This is a genomic window from Streptomyces olivochromogenes (assembly GCF_001514115.1).
GTDB lineage: Bacteria > Actinomycetota > Actinomycetes > Streptomycetales > Streptomycetaceae > Streptomyces > Streptomyces olivochromogenes.
Genome location: NZ_KQ948451.1, coordinates 1,277,900 through 1,296,139 on the forward strand (window position 1 = coordinate 1,277,900; position 18,240 = coordinate 1,296,139).

The 18,240-nt window shown below is 70.4% G+C and carries 17 protein-coding genes; 3 read left to right on the top strand and 14 right to left on the bottom strand.

Annotated features, from left to right (window positions below):
- Positions 1-43: 43 nt before the first annotated feature.
- From AQJ27_RS05830 to AQJ27_RS05850, 5 genes are all read right to left on the bottom strand, one after another.
- A complete protein-coding gene (locus AQJ27_RS05830) occupies positions 44-1,606 on the bottom strand; it encodes a PucR family transcriptional regulator (protein ID WP_067362423.1) in 1,563 nt (520 codons plus the stop codon).
- 25 nt (positions 1,607-1,631) lie between these two features.
- The gene (locus AQJ27_RS05835) at positions 1,632-2,915 is read right to left on the bottom strand and encodes an aspartate aminotransferase family protein (RefSeq protein ID WP_067362426.1); all 1,284 of its coding nucleotides are present in this window, start codon (positions 2,913-2,915) and stop codon (positions 1,632-1,634) included.
- Positions 2,912-3,754, bottom strand: coding sequence for a nitrilase-related carbon-nitrogen hydrolase (locus tag AQJ27_RS05840; protein WP_067362429.1), 843 nt, complete (start codon positions 3,752-3,754; stop codon positions 2,912-2,914). Before AQJ27_RS05840 ends, AQJ27_RS05835 begins: the two co-directional genes overlap by 4 nt.
- 214 nt (positions 3,755-3,968) lie before the next feature.
- Positions 3,969-5,645 (bottom strand): hypothetical protein, encoded by a 1,677-nt coding sequence (locus AQJ27_RS05845; protein ID WP_067362432.1) that lies wholly within the window; start codon positions 5,643-5,645, stop codon positions 3,969-3,971.
- Between the two features lie 56 nt (positions 5,646-5,701).
- The gene (locus AQJ27_RS05850; protein WP_067362435.1) at positions 5,702-5,974 is read right to left on the bottom strand and encodes a helix-turn-helix domain-containing protein; all 273 of its coding nucleotides are present in this window, start codon (positions 5,972-5,974) and stop codon (positions 5,702-5,704) included.
- Between the two features lie 32 nt (positions 5,975-6,006).
- Here AQJ27_RS05850 and map point away from each other — a divergent pair, with 32 nt between their 5' ends.
- The gene (gene map, locus AQJ27_RS05855) at positions 6,007-6,774 is read left to right on the top strand and encodes a type I methionyl aminopeptidase (RefSeq protein WP_067362438.1); all 768 of its coding nucleotides are present in this window, start codon (positions 6,007-6,009) and stop codon (positions 6,772-6,774) included.
- Positions 6,775-6,819: 45 nt separating this feature from the next.
- Here the strand turns inward: map and ggt are convergent, their stop codons facing one another.
- Positions 6,820-8,631, bottom strand: coding sequence for a gamma-glutamyltransferase (ggt, locus tag AQJ27_RS05860; RefSeq protein WP_079064792.1), 1,812 nt, complete (start codon positions 8,629-8,631; stop codon positions 6,820-6,822).
- A gap of 104 nt (positions 8,632-8,735) precedes the next feature.
- Here ggt and AQJ27_RS05865 point away from each other — a divergent pair, with 104 nt between their 5' ends.
- Together AQJ27_RS05865 and AQJ27_RS05870 are read left to right on the top strand one after the other, a co-directional pair.
- Positions 8,736-9,494 (top strand): hypothetical protein, encoded by a 759-nt coding sequence (locus AQJ27_RS05865; RefSeq protein ID WP_201264218.1) that lies wholly within the window; start codon positions 8,736-8,738, stop codon positions 9,492-9,494.
- A 135-nt stretch (positions 9,495-9,629) separates the two neighbouring features.
- A complete protein-coding gene (locus tag AQJ27_RS05870; protein ID WP_067362444.1) occupies positions 9,630-11,198 on the top strand; it encodes a CocE/NonD family hydrolase in 1,569 nt (522 codons plus the stop codon).
- 51 nt (positions 11,199-11,249) lie between these two features.
- On the opposite strand, the gene AQJ27_RS05875 is transcribed toward AQJ27_RS05870, so the two are convergent.
- The 8 genes from AQJ27_RS05875 to pcaDC all read right to left on the bottom strand — a co-directional run bounded on the left by AQJ27_RS05875 (position 11,250) and on the right by pcaDC (position 17,961).
- The gene (locus tag AQJ27_RS05875) at positions 11,250-12,140 is read right to left on the bottom strand and encodes an amino acid ABC transporter permease (protein WP_067362446.1); all 891 of its coding nucleotides are present in this window, start codon (positions 12,138-12,140) and stop codon (positions 11,250-11,252) included.
- Positions 12,137-12,781 carry an amino acid ABC transporter permease gene (locus tag AQJ27_RS05880; protein ID WP_067362449.1) on the bottom strand — a complete coding sequence of 215 codons (645 nt, stop codon included), beginning with the start codon at positions 12,779-12,781 and terminating at the stop codon, positions 12,137-12,139. The genes AQJ27_RS05875 and AQJ27_RS05880 overlap by 4 nt, the downstream gene beginning before the upstream one ends.
- Before the next feature lie 11 nt (positions 12,782-12,792).
- The gene (locus AQJ27_RS05885; protein ID WP_067362452.1) at positions 12,793-13,710 is read right to left on the bottom strand and encodes a glutamate ABC transporter substrate-binding protein; all 918 of its coding nucleotides are present in this window, start codon (positions 13,708-13,710) and stop codon (positions 12,793-12,795) included.
- A gap of 16 nt (positions 13,711-13,726) precedes the next feature.
- Positions 13,727-14,470, bottom strand: a complete 744-nt coding sequence (locus AQJ27_RS05890) for an amino acid ABC transporter ATP-binding protein (RefSeq protein WP_067362455.1) — start codon at positions 14,468-14,470, stop codon at positions 13,727-13,729.
- Positions 14,471-14,610: 140 nt separating this feature from the next.
- Positions 14,611-15,051, bottom strand: coding sequence for a DUF6278 family protein (locus AQJ27_RS05895; RefSeq protein WP_067362458.1), 441 nt, complete (start codon positions 15,049-15,051; stop codon positions 14,611-14,613).
- 56 nt (positions 15,052-15,107) lie between these two features.
- Positions 15,108-15,887 (bottom strand): exodeoxyribonuclease III, encoded by a 780-nt coding sequence (locus AQJ27_RS05900; RefSeq protein ID WP_054230385.1) that lies wholly within the window; start codon positions 15,885-15,887, stop codon positions 15,108-15,110.
- Between the two features lie 72 nt (positions 15,888-15,959).
- Positions 15,960-16,595 carry an MBL fold metallo-hydrolase gene (locus AQJ27_RS05905; protein ID WP_067362462.1) on the bottom strand — a complete coding sequence of 212 codons (636 nt, stop codon included), beginning with the start codon at positions 16,593-16,595 and terminating at the stop codon, positions 15,960-15,962.
- 70 nt (positions 16,596-16,665) lie between these two features.
- Entirely contained in the window at positions 16,666-17,961 is a 1,296-nt protein-coding gene (pcaDC, locus tag AQJ27_RS05910) for a bifunctional 3-oxoadipate enol-lactonase/4-carboxymuconolactone decarboxylase PcaDC (RefSeq protein ID WP_067362465.1), read from the bottom strand.
- Between the last annotated feature and the right edge of the window lie 279 nt (positions 17,962-18,240).

The window sequence follows — 18,240 nt, forward strand, 5'->3', positions numbered from 1 at the left end:
CACCCCCGCGTTGTCCCATGTTTCACCTGAGTCGTCCCGTGTTTCACCGTTGTTGCGCGTCGTGTGCGAGCAGTGCGATGTGTACGGAGGCGGCCTGCTCGAAGTCGTCGAGGTCGACGCCGAGCCGGGCCTCGATGGCCTCCAGTCGGCGGTAGAGCGCGGGCCTGCTGACGTGGTGGAGCTGCGCGGTGCGGGACTTGTTGCGGCCGGTCGCGAGGTAGGTCCGCAGCACGGGCAGCAGCTCCGACTCGGCATCGGCCCCGCACAGCAGCCCGTCCAACTCCCGTTCGGCGAAGGACTGGACGTTCGGGTCGTCGCGCAACAGCCGTATCAGGCCCCGCAGATGGACGTCACGCAGCCGGACGAGCACCGGCTGGTCCTGGTCGGCGGGTGCGTCGGCGGCGGCCTCGGCGACGTGCAGGGCCTCGCGCAGGCCGCCGGGAACGTCGTCCCAGGCGGTACGGGGCGAGGCCGCCGCCACGGTCGTTCGGGTGCCGGTCTCATGGCGCAGCCGCAGCGCGAAGTGGGCGGCCAGCGCCTCCGCGTCCTGATCGCGGGCGAGGCTGAGCAGCACGGCGGTGGCCCCGTCGACGAGCTCGGCGACCAGCCCGGGGAGCCCCAACAGACGCAGCACGCGATCGAGTTGACCCAGGTCGCCGTCCCGTACCACCAGCGGCACGAAGGACCGGCGGTTGACGGGCAGCCCGGCCGCCCTGGCCCGCGGGAGCAGCTGCCGCGCCGGTACGACCCCGCTCACCAGGTCGGTCAGCAGGCCCTGCGCGGACTCCTCCTCCCAGGTGTGCACGGAGCCACCCAGCATCCGGTGCAGGACCAGGGCCTCGGCGGCACGGTCGGCGAGCAGCCGCCCGGTGGCGGCGTCGCCCCGGTAGCCGCACAGCACGATGCGGCCCCATCTCTCGCCGCGCCCGCCCAGCTCGGCGCGGATCCAGCCGTCGCCCTCGCTGCCGCCCGCCTGCCGGGCGATGCGCTCCCAGTCGCGCAGCACGTCGTCCACCGCGGACCGCTCCCCCGCCGTGGCGAGGACGCGGTGGGCGAGGTTGGTGACGACGACCGGGCACGCGGCGTGCACGGCGATCTCGTCGAGCATCCGTTGCAGGGGCGCGCCCGTGGTGATGAGCCCGGTGAGCGCGGTCCGTACGGCCTCCGAGAGGCTCACCGCCGCGAACTTGCTGCGCACGAGCCGGGACTGGACCTCCTCCGTCAGCTCGGCGAACGGGAAGGGCCGGTGGAGGACCACCATGGGCAGCCCGCAGCGCTCGGCGGCCCGGCGCATCACGTCCGGCGGGGTCGGGAAGGCCCGGCCGAGCCCGAGGACGACGGCCGCGGCCTCCGCGCGGTGCAGCGAACGGATGTACTCGGCCTGCGCGTCCGGGTCGCCGGCGAGCAGGACCCCGGTGGTGAGCACCATTTCCCCGCCGCTGAGCATCACGCCCACGTCGGCGGCCTCGGCGACGTGCACCCAGCGCACGGACCGATCGAGATGGCCCGCGCCGGCCACCACCTCGGGCTCTCCGGCGAGCACCCGGTCCAGGGCGAGGACCTGGCGTACCGACAGGGCGGGTTCCAAGGCGGTGGCGGTGGTCATGGCACGTTCCCTTGCTCAGAACTTCTTACTGGATACACCTCAGCGCGTGCTCGAGAATCGCCGCGCCCTCCTCCGCCTCCGCGACGGTGAGGGAGAGCGGCGGTGCGATGCGCAGCACGCTGGTGTTGTGACCGCCGCCCTTGCCGATCAACAGGCCGTCCTGGCGGGCCGCTTCGAGTACGGCCGCGGCACCTTCGGGGTACGCCTCGTCGGTGCCGGGCCTGACCAGCTCGACGCCGATCATCAACCCGCGCCCGCGCACCTCCCGTACGTAGTCGAGCGGCACGGAGATCGCCCGCAGCCGCTCGCCGAGCAGACCGCCGACGCGCCGGGCGTTGCCCTGGAGGTCGTGTTCGAGGAGGTACGTGAGGTTCGCCAGGCCCGCCGCCATCGTGATCGGCGAGCCGCCGAAGGTCGAGATGGAGTTGGAGTCGAGGCAGTTCATGATCTCGGCGCGCGCGACGACGCCGCCGATGGACATGCCGTTGCCGATGCCCTTGGCGAAGGTGAGCATGTCCGGCGGGCCTGCGGCGGCGTGCGCCTGCCAGCCCCAGAAGTGCTCGCCGGTGCGGCCCCAGCCGGTCTGCACCTCGTCGGCGATCCAGAGGATGCCGTGCTGGTCGAGGACCTCGCGGAAGGCCGCGTACAGGCCGTCGGGCGGCGCGGTGAAGCCACCGACGCCCTGGATGGGTTCGGCGATGAGGGCGGCGGGCGGGCGGACGTGGCCGAGCAGGTCCTTCAGATCGTCGACGCAGGCCGCGATGAACTCCGCGTCGCTGAGATCGGCGTACGGGCCGCGGGTGCGGACGCCGCCGTGGACGTACAGCGTCTGGAGGGGCGAGAGGGAGGTCGGCGACCAGCCCTTGTTGCCGGTGATGCCGACCGCGCTGAAGGAGCGGCCGTGGTAGCTGTTGCGCATCGCCAGGATCTGGTTGCTCTGCCGGTGGGCGGTGGCGAGCAGCAGGGCCGTGTCGTTGGCCTCGGTGCCGGAGGTCGTGAAGAAGACGCGGGCGTCGGGGATGCCGGACAGCTGGGCGATCCGCTCGGCGAGCTCGACCATCGGCCGGTTGAGGTAGAGCGTGGAGGTGTGGATGATCCGCCCGGCCTGCTCACTGACGGCCTTGGTGACCTCGGGCAGGGCGTGCGCGGTCATCGTCGTCAGGATGCCGCCGAAGAAGTCGAGGTACTTGTTGCCCTGGGCGTCCCAGACGTGGCGGCCCTCGCCGTGGGTGATCTCGATCGGGTCCTCGTAGTAGAGGGCCAGCCAGTCGGGCAGGACGGCCTTGTGGCGCGCGTACAGGTCGCTCACGGCTGCACCAGCCCCTCGTAGGCGTCGGGCCGCCGGTCGCGGTAGAACGCCCACTGCTGCCGGACCTCATCGATCAGGTCGAAGTCGAGGTCGCGGACGATCAGCTCCTCGGTCTTGTCACTGGCCGTCTCCCCCACGAACTGTCCGCGCGGGTCGACGAAGTACGAGGTCCCGTAGAAGTCGTTGTCGCCGTACTCCTCCTGCCCGACCCGGTTGATCGCGGCGATGAAGTACTCGTTGGCGACGGCCGCGGCGGGCTGTTCCAGCTGCCAGAGGTAGGCGGAGAGGCCGCGGGAGGTGGCGGAGGGGTTGTAGACGAGCTGGGCGCCGTTCAGACCGAGCTGCCGCCAGCCCTCGGGGAAGTGGCGGTCGTAGCAGATGTACACGCCGATCCTGCCCACCGCGGTGTCGAAGACCGGCCAGCCCAGGTTGCCCGGTTTGAAGTAGTACTTCTCCCAGAAGCCCTTCACCTGCGGGATGTGGTGCTTGCGGTACTTGCCGAGGTAGGTGCCGTCGGCGTCGATCACGGCCGCGGTGTTGAAGTAGAAGCCGGACTGCTCGACCTCGAACACGGGCACGACGATGACCATGCCGGTCTCGCGCGCGAGCTCCCGCATACGAGTGACGGTGGGCCCGTCGGGCACCGGCTCCGCCCAGCCGTAGTGCTCGGGCTCCTGGACCTGGCAGAAGTAGGGGGCGTTGAAGACTTCCTGGAATCCGATCACCTTCGCGCCCTGCCGGGCCGCCTCGCGGGCGTGCTCCTCGTGCTTGGCGACCATGGATGCGGTGTCGCCGGTCCAGGTGGCCTGAACCAGAGCGGCGCGTACGACGTTGGCCATGAGCTGCTCCTTCGACGAGACGTCAGAGAGCCTCTACGCCCGTAGACAAAGGCGGTAGAGGCTCGAAAGTAAGCCCAGCGGACAGCCTTGCCAAGACCATCGCCGTTAACCCGCTGAGTCGATCACGTTTCGCACCCCTGTGGGTGAGCGGTCGATCCGGTGGGCGACGGCCCGACGGACCTTCGACGGGCTCGGGAATGCCTTCCCTGATGGCTCAGGCGGTGAAACCGGCCACCCTCAGCGCGTGCACCAGGTCCCAGTGGCGCTCCTCCGAGACACCCTTGGCGGCCGCCAGCAGCAGCGGCACGAGGCGTCCCGGGTCCGCCTCCGCGCTGCGAGCCGCCTCCTCCGGGGTGCGGACGCGGACGTACGCGTCGAGCAGCGCCCGGATCTCGCGCTGCCGCCCCCCGTCGGCCAGGCTCAGCACGGCGGTCCCGATCTCGGGAGCGGGGCGGGCGACGCCCTGGCGCAGCATCTGCCGGCCGTCGGCGCTGCGGCCCGCCGCGACGAGCGCGTCCGCGGCGCCGACCAGCCGGTCCGCGGGGAGCGAGGCGGCCTCCCACAGCAGGGTGGCCCAGTCCGCGTCGAGGCCCGCCCGGTGCAGTTCGGCGGCGAGCAGCGGGAAGCGGGCGGCGGGCCAGTAGGCGGCCTCCACGAGCACGGCGTGCGCCTCGCCGCTGCGCCCCTCACGGCGCAGCCGGGTCAGGGTCTGGACGGTCTCGGCGGTGGCCCGCCGCGCATCCTCGTCCAACACCTCGGTGCGCGGCTGCGCGGGCGCCTCGGCGGCACCCGCGAAACGGGCTCCACGGGGGCTACGGCCGCTCGGCACGGCCGGGGCGGACACGGGCGGCGCCGCCGTCTCCGGGACGGCCACAGGGGCCGCCTCGGCCTCCATCATCCCGGCGAAGCGGGCGCTGCCGCGGGGGCGCCGCCTGGAGCGCTGCTTGGGGACGGGGGCGGCACTCGGAGCGGGGGCGGGGCCCGGGCCGGGGGCGGCGCCCAGGTTGGCGGTGGCACTGGCACTGGTACTGGGAGTCGTGCTGGTACCGGCCTGGTCGTACGGGCCGGTACGGGCGGCCGCCGAGTCGCTTCGGGCGGAACGGGCGGCCGCCGGATCGAACGGTCCGGAACCGGGGGTCGCCGGGTCGCGCGGCGCCGTGGGAGCGGGGGCGGGGCCGGAGCGGTCGCTCGCAGCCGGGTCCGCGAAGCGCGGGCGCGGGCCGGACCGCTCCGGCGGGATCGTCGGGCGGTCCGGGGCCGCCGTCCCTGGCGCACCGGGCCGCGTCTCGAGCGCGCGCTGGTCGGCCGGCTCCGCGACCCGGACGACGCCCCCGCCCGCGTCCCCCGAAAAGTCGAACGCGCCCGATACGTGGGTACGCAGGGCGCGGCGGTCCAGGTTCTCCATCCGGTGGCGGAGTTCGGCACATCGGGCGGTGGCCCGTTCGTGGTCGTCGTGGGCCCAGGCGAGGTCGATCCGGACGGTGTCGGCCTCCTCCTGGGTGGTGACCGCGTGCAGCTGCCGGCTCAGTTCGGCCTGACGTTCCGCGGAGTAGCGCTGTTCGCGGAGCATGACGTCGAGACGGTCGCCGAGGGCGTCCCGGCCGCCGGGCCGGCCGTCGTAGGCGGTGAGCGAGGCGCCGTGCAGGGAACGGGCGCGCTGGGCCTCCTGGGCCACGGCCTGGGGGCCCTGCTCCGCGGCGAGGTCCTGGAGGAGCGCCTCCACGACGTCCCACGGCGGCACTTCCCAACCGTCCAGGCAGGCCCGCATGCCGTCGGGGTCGCGCTGCCAGAACACCGCGCACCAGCCGCCGTCCTGATCGAGCCGTTTCATCAGCCCGCTCAAATAACTCGCGAACTCCCGTACTTGACCCGGGAGTTGTTCCACAGCCATCACACAACTCCCCACCCGACTGGTGTACTCCGGTCCGGTAGAAAACACCCCTCGTGTTACGGAACGGCTACAGGGAGTTTTCGGACTGGGCGCAGAGTCCTGTGATCGATGTCATCCATGGACAGCCCGAGCGCCCGCGCCAGCGCCGCCACGGTGAAGAAGGCGGGGGTGGGGGCCCGTCCGGTCTCGATCTTGCGCAGGGTCTCGGCCGAGATCCCGGCGGTCGCCGCGACCTCCACCATGCTGCGGCCACCGCGGGCCTCGCGCAGCAACTGCCCGAGACGCTCACCGCGTTCGCGCTCTTCGGGGGTCAGGGGGTTACGCACCATGACCCCATTCTAATACCGGTATAGTAATTGGCATGGTGGAACTCAAGACGGACACGTCGATCGACGAGATGTACGAAGCGGGCCAGGTCGTGGGCCGGGCGCTCACGGCGGTGCGCAAGGCGGCGGACGTGGGGGTCTCGTTGCTGGAGCTGGACGAGGTCGCCCACCAGGTGCTGCGTGACGCGGGCGCCGGCTCCCCCTTCCTCGGCTACCGGCCCTCGTTCGCACCCACCCCCTTCCCCGCGGTCATCTGCGCCTCGGTGAACGACGCGATCGTGCACGGCATCCCGACCGGTTACCGGTTGCGGGACGGCGACCTGGTCTCCATCGACTTCGGGGCCGAACTGGGCGGCTGGGTCGGCGACTCGGCGATCAGCTTCATCGTGGGCGAGCCCCGCGTGGCCGACGCGCGGCTCGTGGAGACCGCCGAGCGGGCCCTCGCGGCGGGCATCGAGGCGGCGGTCGTCGGCAACCGGATCGGGGACATCGCGCACGCCGTCGGCACGGTGTGCCGCGCGGCCGGGTACGGCATCCCGGACGGCTTCGGAGGCCACGGCGTGGGCCGTCGCATGCACGAGGACCCGTCCGTCCCGAACGAGGGCCGCCCGGGCCGCGGCCTCCCCCTGCGCCACGGCATGGTGCTCGCGATCGAGCCCATGCTCATCGGCGGCGGCACCGACGGCTTCCACGCGGCCCCCGACGGCTGGACGCTGCGCACCGACGACGGCTCCCGCGCGGCCCACACGGAACACACGGTGGCCATCACCCGGACGGGCCCACGCATCCTCACGGCACGCTGATCGCCACCGGCGCGCCGACGTCGCCGAGCGCGAGGGCGCCGCTCGCTACGACGCCGGTCGCACCACCATCGCCGAGCCGCCACCGCGCCGTACCTTCTCGGCGGCCGCCAGCCACCGGCCGTCGGGGAGGCGTTGGACGCCCGTCGCGGCGCCGATCTCGGGGTTGAGCTTGAAGGAGTGCCCGAGGGCTTCGAGCCGGGTCCGCAGGGCGCTGTCGTACAGGCCCGGTTCGAGTTCTGTCTGGGCCGCGTTGCGCTGGCTGGCGCGCGGGGCGGCGATGGCGTCCACCAGCGGCAGCCTCCGGTCCAGGAACTCCGTCAGGGTCTGCAGGACGGTGGTGATGATGGTCGCGCCGCCGGGCGAACCGAGCGCCACCACGGGCTGGTTGTGCCGGTCCAGGACGATCGTCGGGGAGATCGACGAGCGCGGGCGCTTACCGGGGCCGGGCAGGTTCGGGTCGTGGACGGCCGGGTTGGCCGGGGTGAAGGAGAAGTCCGTCAGCTCGTTGTTGAGGAGGAATCCGCGCCCCGGAACGGTGATCCCGCTGCCGCCGGTCTGCTCGATGGTGAGGGTGTAGGAGACGACGTTGCCCCACTTGTCGGCCACCGTGAGATGGGTGGTGTTCTCGCCCTCGTACGTCGTCGGGGCGGCCGTGCCGCCGGTGGAGCAGGCCGCCGGACTGCGCGGGTCGCCCGGTGCGAGCGGGCTCGTCAGGACCGCGTCGTCCTTGATCAGGCAGGCGCGCGAATCGGCGTACTTCTGCGAGAGGAGTTCCTTCGTGGGGACGTCCTCGAAGGCGGGATCGCCCACCCAGCGCCCCCGGTCCGCGAACGCGATCCGGCTGGCCTCGATGTAGTGGTGCAGGTACTGGACCTCGCTCGCCTTCGAAAGGTCCGTCTTCTCAAGGATGTTGAGGGCCTCGCCGACCGTGGTGCCACCGGAGGAGGACGGGGCGATCGAGTAGACCTTCCGGCCGCGGTACGACGTCTCCGTCGGCGCCTGTCGCTTCGCGCGGTAGGCCGCCAGGTCCTTCGACGACAGCTTGCCCGGGCGGGCGTCGTAGCCCGAAGCCGGGTCCACCGGGGGCTTGTTCACGGTGGCGACGATGTCCTTGCCGAGGTCGCCGTGGTAGATCGCGCCGACACCCTTCTTGCCCAACTCCTCGTAGGTCTTGGCGAGATCGGGGTTCGTGAAGATCGATCCGACCACGGGGAGCGAGCCGCCGGGCAGGAACAGCTTCGCGGTGTCCGGGAAGTTCTTGAAGCGCGCCTGGTTGGACTCGGTCTGCGAGCGGAAGGTCGCGTCGACCGTGAACCCGTCGCGCGCGATCCGCTCCGCGGGCTTCAGGACGCTCCCGAGCCGCTTGCTGCCCCAGCTGTCCAGCGCCGTCTGCCAGGTCGCGGGCGTGCCCGGCGTGCCCACGCTCAGCCCGCTGGTGACGGCGTCCGCGAAGGCGAGCGGCCGGCCGTTCTCCAGGAAGAGCCCCGAGTCGGCGGTCAGCGGCGCGGTCTCACGGCCGTCGATCGTATGCACCGTACGGGACTTGGCGTCGTAGTAGACGAAGTAGCCGCCCCCGCCGACGCCGGAGGAGTACGGCTCGGTGACGCCCAGGGCCGCCGCGGTGGCGACCGCCGCGTCCACGGCGTTGCCGCCCTTCTTCAGGACCTCGATCCCGGCGGCGGAGGCGTCGGCGTCGACGCTGGCCACGGCACCGCCGTAGCCGACGGCGACCGGCACCTTCGCCGGGGTGGCACGGGAGGAAGCCGTCCCTGCGGCAGGTGGCGCCGCCGCACCGACCGACACCACCGCGGCCGAAACCGCCAAGACCGCCAGATTCCGCGCAACAGGGCGACGCATCCGTACCTCCAGTCAACAGCCGTCCGCGCAGCGTAACTTCACCGCACCCCTCCCGTCAGGACCCCCTCGAACACCGGTCCGCACTCCCGATACCATGCGCGCCCATGAATGACGACGTGCGCAACATCGTCCTCGGCGTGGTCGCCGCCGCCATCAGCGCCGCGCTCGGCTGGCTCGCCCGCACCTACCTCTGGAAGCGCAGACTCCGGCGCAAGCAGGCGTTCTTCGGGCTGCCCGACAACTCCGAGTCGCTCCTGGTGGTGAACCGCGAGGCGGGCGGCCCGGAGCTCACGGTGATGCGCTTCGACGTGTTCGCGCTGCTCGAACTCGCCGCGCTGATCAAGGACTGCGGCGCACACGCCCAGGTCGTCGCGCACGACGCCGCGCAGCAGGGGTTCGGGGAGCGGACCGAGTTCTGTGTGGGCGGGCCCTCGTCCAACCGGCGGATGGCCGCGCACCTGCACTCCCTGCTGCCGGGCATCCAGGTGAACACCGACGCCGAACCGGGCCCGGACCGCGGCGCCTTCCAGATCGGCAGCGAGCGCTACCTCCTGGAGCCGGGGAAGGGCGAGTACGTGATCCTCGCCCGACTGATCGCCGGACAGGAACGCGGGACGCGGCCCGTCTTCCTCTTCTGCGGGCAGCGCGCGATCACCAACCAGGCGGCGACCCGTTATCTCGCCCGCAACCACGAACGGCTGGCACGCAAGCACGGTGGCAACTCCTTCGTACTGCTGCTGAAGGTGGTGAACTCGCACGCGTACGGGCCCGATGTCGTCGAGCTCGTCGCGGATGTGACCCCGGCCGCCCAGACCCCGCTGCCCACACCTGTGCCGGCTCGCAACTCCCACCGCGCCTCGTAGATCTCACCTCGCCTCGTAGATTTCACGGCCCTCGAACAATCTTTACCCGTGCGTAACTTACCGACGGGTTACTTCCGGTAAAGCAGCGAGGTTACCGTCGGGTCACATTCTACTGACACGAGTGAGGAGTGGCCCGTGGGACACCATCGTCATGCCCTGCGCACGTCCGCCGTCGGTGCCGTATCCGCAGCCCTGATCGCCGGTACCGCCCTCGGGCTCGCCCCCACCGCCCAGGCGGCCTCAGCCTCCGTCCGCTTCGTCGACATCGCCGGAGACGGCGGCACGGTCCTCAAGGCCAATGTCGTCACCCCCGCGGGCGCCGACGGCAGCCGCAGGTACCCGCTCCTCGTCATGCCGACGAGCTGGGGCCTGCCCCAGGTCGAGTACCTCGCACAGGCCCAGAAGCTCGCCGACTCCGGCTATGTGGTGCTCACGTACAACGTGCGCGGCTTCTGGCAGTCCGGCGGCGAGATAGAAGTGGCGGGACCGCCCGACGTGGCCGACGCCTCCAAGGTGATCGACTGGGCGCTGGCGAACACCCCGGCCGACGCCCAGAAGGTCGGCATGGCGGGCGTCTCCTACGGCGCCGGGATCAGCCTGCTCGCCGCCGCCCACGACAAGAGGATCAAGGCGGTCTCCGCCATGAGCGGCTGGGCCGACCTCATCGACTCGATCTACTCGGGCCGCACCCAGCACTCCCAGGCCACCGCCCTGCTCGGCGTCGCGGGGACTGTCACCGGGCACCCGAGCGCCGAACTCCAGCAGACCCTCAAGGACTTCTTCGCCTCGAACCTGTCGAAGGAGCAGGAGATGATCGCCTGGGGGAAGAAACGTTCCCCCGAGACCTATGTCGACCAGCTCAACAAGAACGGCGCGGCCGTCTTCATGGCCAACGGCTGGGGCGACACGATCTTCGCACCCAACCAGTACGCCAAATTCTACGAGGAGTTGACCGGCCCCAAGCGCCTGGAGTTCCGCCCCGGCGACCACGCCACCGCCGAGTTGACCGGTCTGTTCGGGCTCCCCAACGACGTGTGGACGGACACCGGCCGCTGGTTCGACCACTACCTCAGGGGCGTCGACAACGGCATCGACCGTGAGCAGCCCGTCCAGCTCAAGCCCCGCACCACCGGCGCCTACGAGGGCTACCCCGACTGGAAGTCGGTCGGCGCGACCAGGAAGAAGATCGCCCTCGCGGGCACCACCACGATCCACACCAACGTCGACTCGGGCGCGGACGGCGGGATCATCTTCCTCTCCAGCATCCTCGACCAGATCGCCCAGGTGCCCCCGATGGCGTCGATCCCGCTGCTGCCGCGCCGCTGGGCGGCCGTCTGGCAGTCGGAGAGGTACGGGAGCGTCCAGCGAGTGCGCGGAACCACCACGCTGCACACCACGCTCACTCCGACCAAGGAGAGCGGCACCCTCGTCGCCTACCTCTACGACGTGGGCCCGCTCGGCCTCGGCAAGCTGGTCAGCAACGCGCCGTACACCTTCCACGGGCAGACGCCCGGAAAGCCGTTCGGCGTCGACCTGGAGCTGTACTCCACGGCCTACGACGTCCCGGCAGGGCATCGGCTCGCCCTGGTCGTCGACACGGTCGACCCGCTCTACATCGAGCACAACCCGTCCGGCGCGCAGCTGACCTTCTCCTCACCGGCGAACGACCCGTCCTACGTGTCCGTTCCCCTGCGCGAGCAGTGATCTCCGGCTGCTGGCGCCGGCCGGGTCTGGCCCTGTGAGCTGCTGCTCCCCCTACAGTCGCGGGGCTGTGGGGGGACCCCCACCCGGCAGCAGCGTCCCTGGTTCGGCCGGTGCCACATTCACGGCCTCGGTCTTGGGACTGCGCTGCTCCCGCCGGGACACCCACTGGGCGAACCAGGAGAGCAGCATGCACATCCCGATGTAGATCGGCGAGATCACCATCACCACGGGGATGAACGGCAAATCGTAGTCGAGGTTCGAGGCGATCAGTTTCCCGGCGTGGAGAAACTCCTCGTAGGTGATGAGATAGCCGAGCGAGGTGTCCTTCAGGGCCACCACGAGTTGGCTGATGATGGCGGGCAGCATGGCCCGCACGGCCTGCGGGACGAGGACGTACGTCATGACCTGGGTCTTGCGCATGCCGAGCGCGAACGCGGCCTCCCGCTGGCCGCGTTCGACGGAGTTGACGCCGGAGCGGAAGACCTCGGCGAGCACCGAGCCGTTGTAGAGGGTCAGCCCCGCGACCAGCGCGGGCAGCGGCTGCACCTTCAGCGCCACGAAGATGAAGAAGATCATCACCAGTACGGGCATCGCGCGGAAGAACTCGACGACCAGCGCGCAGACCCAGCGCACCGGACGGTGGTCGGACAGGCGTCCCGTCGCGAGCACGGTGCCCAGCGCCAGCGAGAGCACCGCGGCCATCGCGAAGGCCTTCAGCGTGTTGCCCAGTCCCCGCAGCAGCAGTTCCTGGATGCCCTTGTACTCGAACGGCATCCACTTCGTGTAGGTGAACTGGTCGGTGTCGAAGAGGAGATAGAGGATCCAGCCGACCAGGGCGAGGATCAGGGCGGTGGACACGGCCGCGTAGAGCCGGTGCCGCTGACGGGTCCTGGGTCCGGGAACGTCGTACAGGGCGGTGGATTCAGGGGCGGTGGCGGTCATCGGGCGACTCCCCAGCGCTGTTCGAGGTAGTTGAAGATCGCGCTGATGGTGAGGGTGATGATCAGATAGCCGACGGCGATCCAGATGAAGGTCCAGACGATGTTGTAGCCGAGCTCGCTCAGCGTCTTGTAGGTCCCGAGCAGTTCGTTGACGCTGAACGCCCCGGCGATCGCCGAGTTCTTGGCGAGGGCGATGAGCGTGGAGCCGATGGGCGGGATCACGGACCGGAACGCCTGCGGCAGGACGACCACGGACAGCGTCTGGCTGAAGGTCATGCCGAGGCTGCGGGCCGCCTCGCCCTGTCCCTTGGGCACGGTGTTGATGCCCGAGCGCAGCGCCTCGCAGATGAACGCGGAGGTGTAGCAGCCGAGCGCCAGGATCGCGAACACCTTGAAGGGCAGCACGAGTCCGAACCGGGGCAGCCCGAGCAGCACGGCGAAGAACAGCAGGGTGAGCGGGGTGTTGCGCAGCACGGTCACCCACACCGTGCCGAAGGCCCGCAGGGAGCCGACCGGCGCGACCCGGAACGACGCCATCAGGAAGCCGAGCACGAGGGCCAGCACGCTCGCGTAGACGGTGAGTTCGACCGTGCCGAGGAATCCCTGGGCGAAGGTGTGGAAGTTGTCGGTCAGTACGTTCACATCGGCCTCGCTCAGCTCGCCGGGTAGCGGTCGATGGCGGGCGGGGTGGGCGCCGGCACTCCGGAGAGCCCGAGCGTCGCCTCGTACGCCCTCTTCCAGTCGCCGTTCTTCTCACGGGCCTCCAACGCGTCGTCGAGTGCGAACCGCAGCGCGTTGTCGTCGCGCGGCACGCCGATGCCGTACGGCTCCTTCGAGAACGGCCTGCCGACGACCTTGAGTTCGTCGGGCACCTTCGCCGCGTAGCCGATCAGGATCGCGTCGTCGGTGGTGACGGCGTCGACCTGGTAGGTGAGCAGGTTGTCGACGCAGACCGAGTAGGTGTCGTAGGCGACGAGCGTCGCCCTCGGGTAGTCGGTCTGGATGCGCTGGTACGGCGTCGAACCGGCCGCCGAGCAGACGCGTTTGCCGGCGAGGTCCTGGGGGCCGTGGATGTCCTTCTCGTTCTTGCGTACGAGCAGCGACTGACCGGCCATGTAGTAGGGGCCCGCGAAGCCGACGAGTTTCTTGCGGTTGTCGTTGATGGTGTAGGTGCCGACGTAGAAGTCGATCTGACCGTTCTGCAGGGCGGTTTCGCGGTTGGCCGAGGCGATCGTCTTGAAACGGATGGTGCTCGGGTCGAAGCCGAGCGAGGCCGACATCATCCTGGCGATCTCGATGTCGAAGCCGGAGTAGGTGCCGCTCGCCGGGTCCTTCTCGCCCAGGTACGGCTGGTCCTCCTTGACGCCGATGTTGAGGTAGCCGCGCTTTCTGGCCCTCTCCCAGGTGGGCGAGGAGGGGAGTTCGAAGCCCTCCGCCACCTGGTAGTGGGGCAGCTTGCCGGCGGCCGGTCCCTTGGTGGGCGGACTGCCCTCCTTGCCGCAGGCGGCCGTCAGCAGCGCGATGCACACGAGGGCGGCCACGGCCAGGCGCGCAGGTGTCGTACGGATCATGGTCGTACTCCCCCGCCTAGTGCTTGAGGATCTTGGAGAGGAAGTCCTTGGCGCGGTCGCTGCGCGGGTTGGTGAAGAACTCCTCGGGACTGCGGTCCTCGACGACGCGGCCGTCGGCCATGAAGACGACGCGGTTGGCCGCGGAGCGTGCGAAGCCCATCTCGTGGGTGACGACGACCATGGTCATGCCGTCGCGCGCGAGCTGCTGCATGACTTCCAGGACCTCGTTGATCATCTCGGGGTCGAGTGCCGAGGTCGGCTCGTCGAACAGCAGGGCCTTGGGGTCCATGGCGAGGGCGCGGGCGATGGCCACGCGCTGCTGCTGGCCGCCGGAGAGCTGCGCCGGGTACTTCGGGGCCTGGGAGGCGAGGCCCACACGGTCCAGGAGCTCGAGGGAGCGCCGGTCGGCCTCCTCTTTCTTGCGGCCACGGACCTTGATCTGGGCCAGTGAGACGTTCTGCAGGATCGTCTTGTGGGCGAAGAGGTTGAAGGACTGGAAGACCATCCCGACCTCGGCGCGGAGTCCGGCCAGCGCCTTGCCCTCGTCCGGCAGCGGCCGGCCTTCGAGCCTGATGGCGCCGGACTCGATGGTCTCCAGCCGGTTGATCGCCCTGCACAGGGTCGACTTGCCCGACCCCGAGGGGCCGATGACCACGACCACCTCCCCCTTGCCGACGGTGAGGTTGATGTCCTGGAGGACATGCAACTCGCCGAAGTGCTTGTTCACGTCCTGCAGTTCGATCAGAGGATCGACAGCCATGCCCGGCCCTACCCACTCTCAGCTGTGTCGCAGAAGCCGCAAACTATCCGGGCAGGGTGACCCCCCATACGCGACACGCACTTTTCGGGCATTAGCCGTATTTATGAAGTTTCTGGTTTACGGCGTCACGGCGGGACGGGCTATCCCTCCGACACCTCCGCGTACAGCTGGGAGAGTTCGGGGGCACCGCTGGACGCCCAGGTGTGGCCGGAGGCGACGACATCGATCTCCCGGCCGGAGGCCAGCCGCACCGCCGGGTGGCCGTTGGGCCAGACCTCCCAGCGGGCGCCGGGCACCGTGCGCACGATGACCGAGCCGAGATAGAGCCCCGCGTCGTTGCCGAGCCATGGCAGGCTCTCCTCGTCGTCGCGCCAGCGCGGCAGCAGCTGGTCCAGCGCTTCCAACGAGGCGACGGAGTCGTCGAGTTCGACGCCCGCCTGATGGGCCTGCGAGCGCAGCAGCTCGCACTCGGAGAGGAGTTCGGCGACGCCCTCGGAGTCGTGATCACCGTCGGAGAACACCGCGACGCCGAAGGCGGGACCGTGCTTCTTGCGCCAGGTGCCCAGGAAAGGGATGTTCATACGCCCAGCGTGACATTCGCACTCCGGGTCGCACCACAGGCGCGCCCCGGGGGCCTTCACACGTCGAGGTCCACCACGACCGGCGCGTGGTCCGACGCGCCCTTGCCCTTGCGCTCCTCGCGGTCCACATAGGAGTCGGTGACCGCCTTGGCGAACGGCTCGTTGCCGTAGACCAGGTCGATGCGCATGCCGCGGTTCTTGGGGAAGCCCAGCTGACGGTAGTCCCAGTACGTGAACGGGTGGTCGTACTTCAGGGGCCGCGGGACCACGTCCGACAGGCCCGACTCGCGCAGCGCGGCGAGGGCCGCCCGCTCGGCCGGGGTGACGTGGGTGGCCCCCTCGAAGAGGGAGATGTCCCAGACGTCGTCGTCCGTCGGCGCCACGTTGTAGTCGCCCAGCACGGCGAAGGGACGGCTGCCCGCCGCGTCGCCCGCGACCGCGGCCTTGAGGGCCTCGAACCACTGGATCTTGTAGGCGTAGTGGGGGTGGTCCACCTCGCGTCCGTTCGGCACGTACACCGACCAGACGCGGACCGGGCCGCAGGTCGCGGAGACGGCCCGGGGCTCCTCCACGCCCTCGTAACCGGGGTCACCGGGCAGCCCCTTGACCACGTCCTCCAGGCCGACGCGGGAGAGCACCGCCACTCCGTTCCACCGCCCGGTCGCGTGGACCGCCGCCTCGTAGCCCAGCTCGCGCAGCTCGTCGACGGGGAACTGCTCGGCGGCGACCTTGGCCTCCTGGAGGCACAGCACGTCCGTGCCGCTGCTCTCCAGCCAGGCCAGCAGCCTCGGGAGGCGAGCGGTGATCGAGTTCACGTTCCAGGTCGCGATGCGCATGCCTCACAACCTACCGGGCGGGTACGACAACGGGCCGCCGCGCCCGCCCGGCGCCCCCGCTCTCGGGTGTGCTCAGACGTCCGCCGACGCCCCCGGCGCGAGCCGCAGGTGCTCGGAGCCGCCCAGGGAGCCGATCTGGTGGTCGTAGATCGGGCGCGCGAGGTCCGTCAGGAGCGCGTCGTGGATGTCGTACGCGCGCTGCGGCTTCACCTCGCGGACGTAGTCGATGACCTCGGCGATCTTGTTCCACGGGGCCATGACCGGGAGCATCAGCGTCTCGACCGGCTGCTCGGGGACGGTGAGGGCGTCGCCCGGGTGGAAGACGCGTCCGCCGTCGATGAGATAGCCGACGTTCGTGATGCGCGGGATGTCCGGGTGGATCACGGCGTGCAGTTCGCCGTGCACCTGGACGTCGAAGCCCGCGGCGGTGAACGTGTCGCCGTGACCGACGGTGTGCACACGGCCCGGGAAGGCCGCGGAGATCTTCTCCGCGACCGACTTCAGGGTCCAGATCTCGGCCGCCGGGTTGGACTCCAGACCGGCCCGCAGCCGGTCCTCGTTGAAGTGGTCGAGGTGCTCGTGCGTGACCAGGATCGCTTCCGCGCCGACGGCCGCGTCCTCCTCGGTGAAGGTCCCCGGGTCGATGACGAGCACCCGCCCGTCCTTCTCGAGACGGATGCAGGCATGCGACTTCTTCGTGAGCTTCATGGGTCCATCCTCCCCCTCCGGATGCCACGGAGGGCTGCTGAAACAGGTGCTCCCACTACCAGGCTCAAGATCACTCCTGGGGGGTGGTCTCCTCCCGGATGACCTGCTGCGCCACCTTGAAGGCGCTGTTGGCGGCCGGGACACCGCAGTAGACGGCCGCCTGGAGGAGCACCTCCTTGATCTCGACCGGGGTGAGGCCGTTGCGGAGGGCGGCGCGGGTATGGAAGGCCAGCTCGTCGAGGTGACCGCCCGCGACCAGCGCGGTGAGCGTGACACAGCTGCGCGAACGCCGGTCGAGGCCCGGCCGGTCCCAGATCTCGCCCCACGCGTAGCGCGTGATGAACTCCTGGAAGTCCCCGGAGAACTCGTCCGCCGAGGCCAGCGCCCGGTCCACATGCGCGTCGCCCAGCACCTCGCGGCGCACCTTGATCCCGGCGTCGTAGGGGTCGGGCCTGCCCAGAACCGCGGGCTGGACGACGGGTGGGGCGATCTCGGCGACGGGTCCGACCGGCGGGGGTGCCGTGAGCACCGGCTTGACCGGGGCCGCCGGGATGGCCATCTGGCCTGTGGTCGAGTCGTAGGCGGGCTGCCAGGCGGTGGAGAAGTGTCGTATCAGCAGGTCGGTGACCGCGGCCGGCTGCTCCACGGGAACCAGGTGCGAGGCGCCGGGTACGACGGCGAGGCGGGCGTCCGGTATCCCGGCGACCAGCGTGCGGGCCTCGGCGGGTCCGGTGACCTGGTCGTCGGAGCCGACGAGGACGAGGGTGGGGACGCCGACGCGGCCCAGTTCGGCGCGTACGTCGAACGCGGCGAGCGCCTCGCAGGCGGCGATGTAGCAGCCGGGGTCGGTGGTGCGCACCATCTGCACGGCCCACTCGGTGATCGCGGGCTGCGCGGCGGCGAAGCCGGTCGTGAACCAGCGCTCGGGCGAGGATCGCGCGATCGGGTCAAGACCGTTGCTGCGCACGATCACCCCGCGCTGGCGGAACTCGTCGGCCGATCCGAAGCGGGGCGAGGCGGCGATCACGGCGAGCGAGGCGATCCGCTCCGGGTGGCGCAGCGCCAGCTCGATACCGATGGCCCCGCTGAACGCGCAGCCCGCGTAACCGAAGCGCTGCACGCCGAGCCCGTCGAGGGTGGCGAGCAGCCGCCCCGCCAGTTCGGTGACGGAACCCGCCGGGTAGGCGGGGGCGCCGCCGTGGCCCGGCAGGTCGAACCGGAAGATCCGCCAGCTCTTGGACAGCTCCGGTATCTGCCGGTCCCACATGTGCCAGGTGGTACCCAGTGAGGGACCGAGGATCAGGACAGGGGCGTCTTCTGGCCCGTCGAAGCGGTATTGCAGGGTGTTCATCGGTGTCTCACTCACCCGCCTGACCCTTTCATCTGTCACGACAGCCCCTATGAGCGGGGTCCTGGCTGTAACTATCTGACCAGGTGGAAGACCTGTGAACGACGGCGATTTTGGTTCAGGCCACGATTCCGTGAACGATCTTGGCGCAGTTCGATGACGGTCAGGCTTCTCGCCGCAGACCTGGCCTCCTCGCAACGAGTCTCGATGCAAAGCAGCCGACCTCAAGATCATTCACGGGATTGATGCTGTTGGTGATCTTCAGGTGGAACCACGGTGCGTGCGAATAGCCGCTGG

Coding starts and splice junctions, on each gene's coding strand:
- AQJ27_RS05900 (WP_054230385.1), bottom strand. CDS start 15,887: ATGCGCATCGCGACCTGGAACGTGAACTCGATCACCGCTCGCCTCCCG.
- AQJ27_RS05850 (WP_067362435.1), bottom strand. CDS start 5,974: ATGGTGCGTAACCCCCTGACCCCCGAAGAGCGCGAACGCGGTGAGCGT.
- AQJ27_RS05905 (WP_067362462.1), bottom strand. CDS start 16,595: ATGAAGCTCACGAAGAAGTCGCATGCCTGCATCCGTCTCGAGAAGGAC.
- AQJ27_RS05885 (WP_067362452.1), bottom strand. CDS start 13,710: ATGATCCGTACGACACCTGCGCGCCTGGCCGTGGCCGCCCTCGTGTGC.
- AQJ27_RS05845 (WP_067362432.1), bottom strand. CDS start 5,645: ATGGCTGTGGAACAACTCCCGGGTCAAGTACGGGAGTTCGCGAGTTAT.
- AQJ27_RS05840 (WP_067362429.1), bottom strand. CDS start 3,754: ATGGCCAACGTCGTACGCGCCGCTCTGGTTCAGGCCACCTGGACCGGC.
- ggt (WP_079064792.1), bottom strand. CDS start 8,631: ATGCGTCGCCCTGTTGCGCGGAATCTGGCGGTCTTGGCGGTTTCGGCC.
- map (WP_067362438.1), top strand. CDS start 6,007: ATGGTGGAACTCAAGACGGACACGTCGATCGACGAGATGTACGAAGCG.
- AQJ27_RS05875 (WP_067362446.1), bottom strand. CDS start 12,140: ATGACCGCCACCGCCCCTGAATCCACCGCCCTGTACGACGTTCCCGGA.
- AQJ27_RS05895 (WP_067362458.1), bottom strand. CDS start 15,051: ATGAACATCCCTTTCCTGGGCACCTGGCGCAAGAAGCACGGTCCCGCC.
- AQJ27_RS05830 (WP_067362423.1), bottom strand. CDS start 1,606: ATGACCACCGCCACCGCCTTGGAACCCGCCCTGTCGGTACGCCAGGTC.
- AQJ27_RS05890 (WP_067362455.1), bottom strand. CDS start 14,470: ATGGCTGTCGATCCTCTGATCGAACTGCAGGACGTGAACAAGCACTTC.
- AQJ27_RS05865 (WP_201264218.1), top strand. CDS start 8,736: ATGAATGACGACGTGCGCAACATCGTCCTCGGCGTGGTCGCCGCCGCC.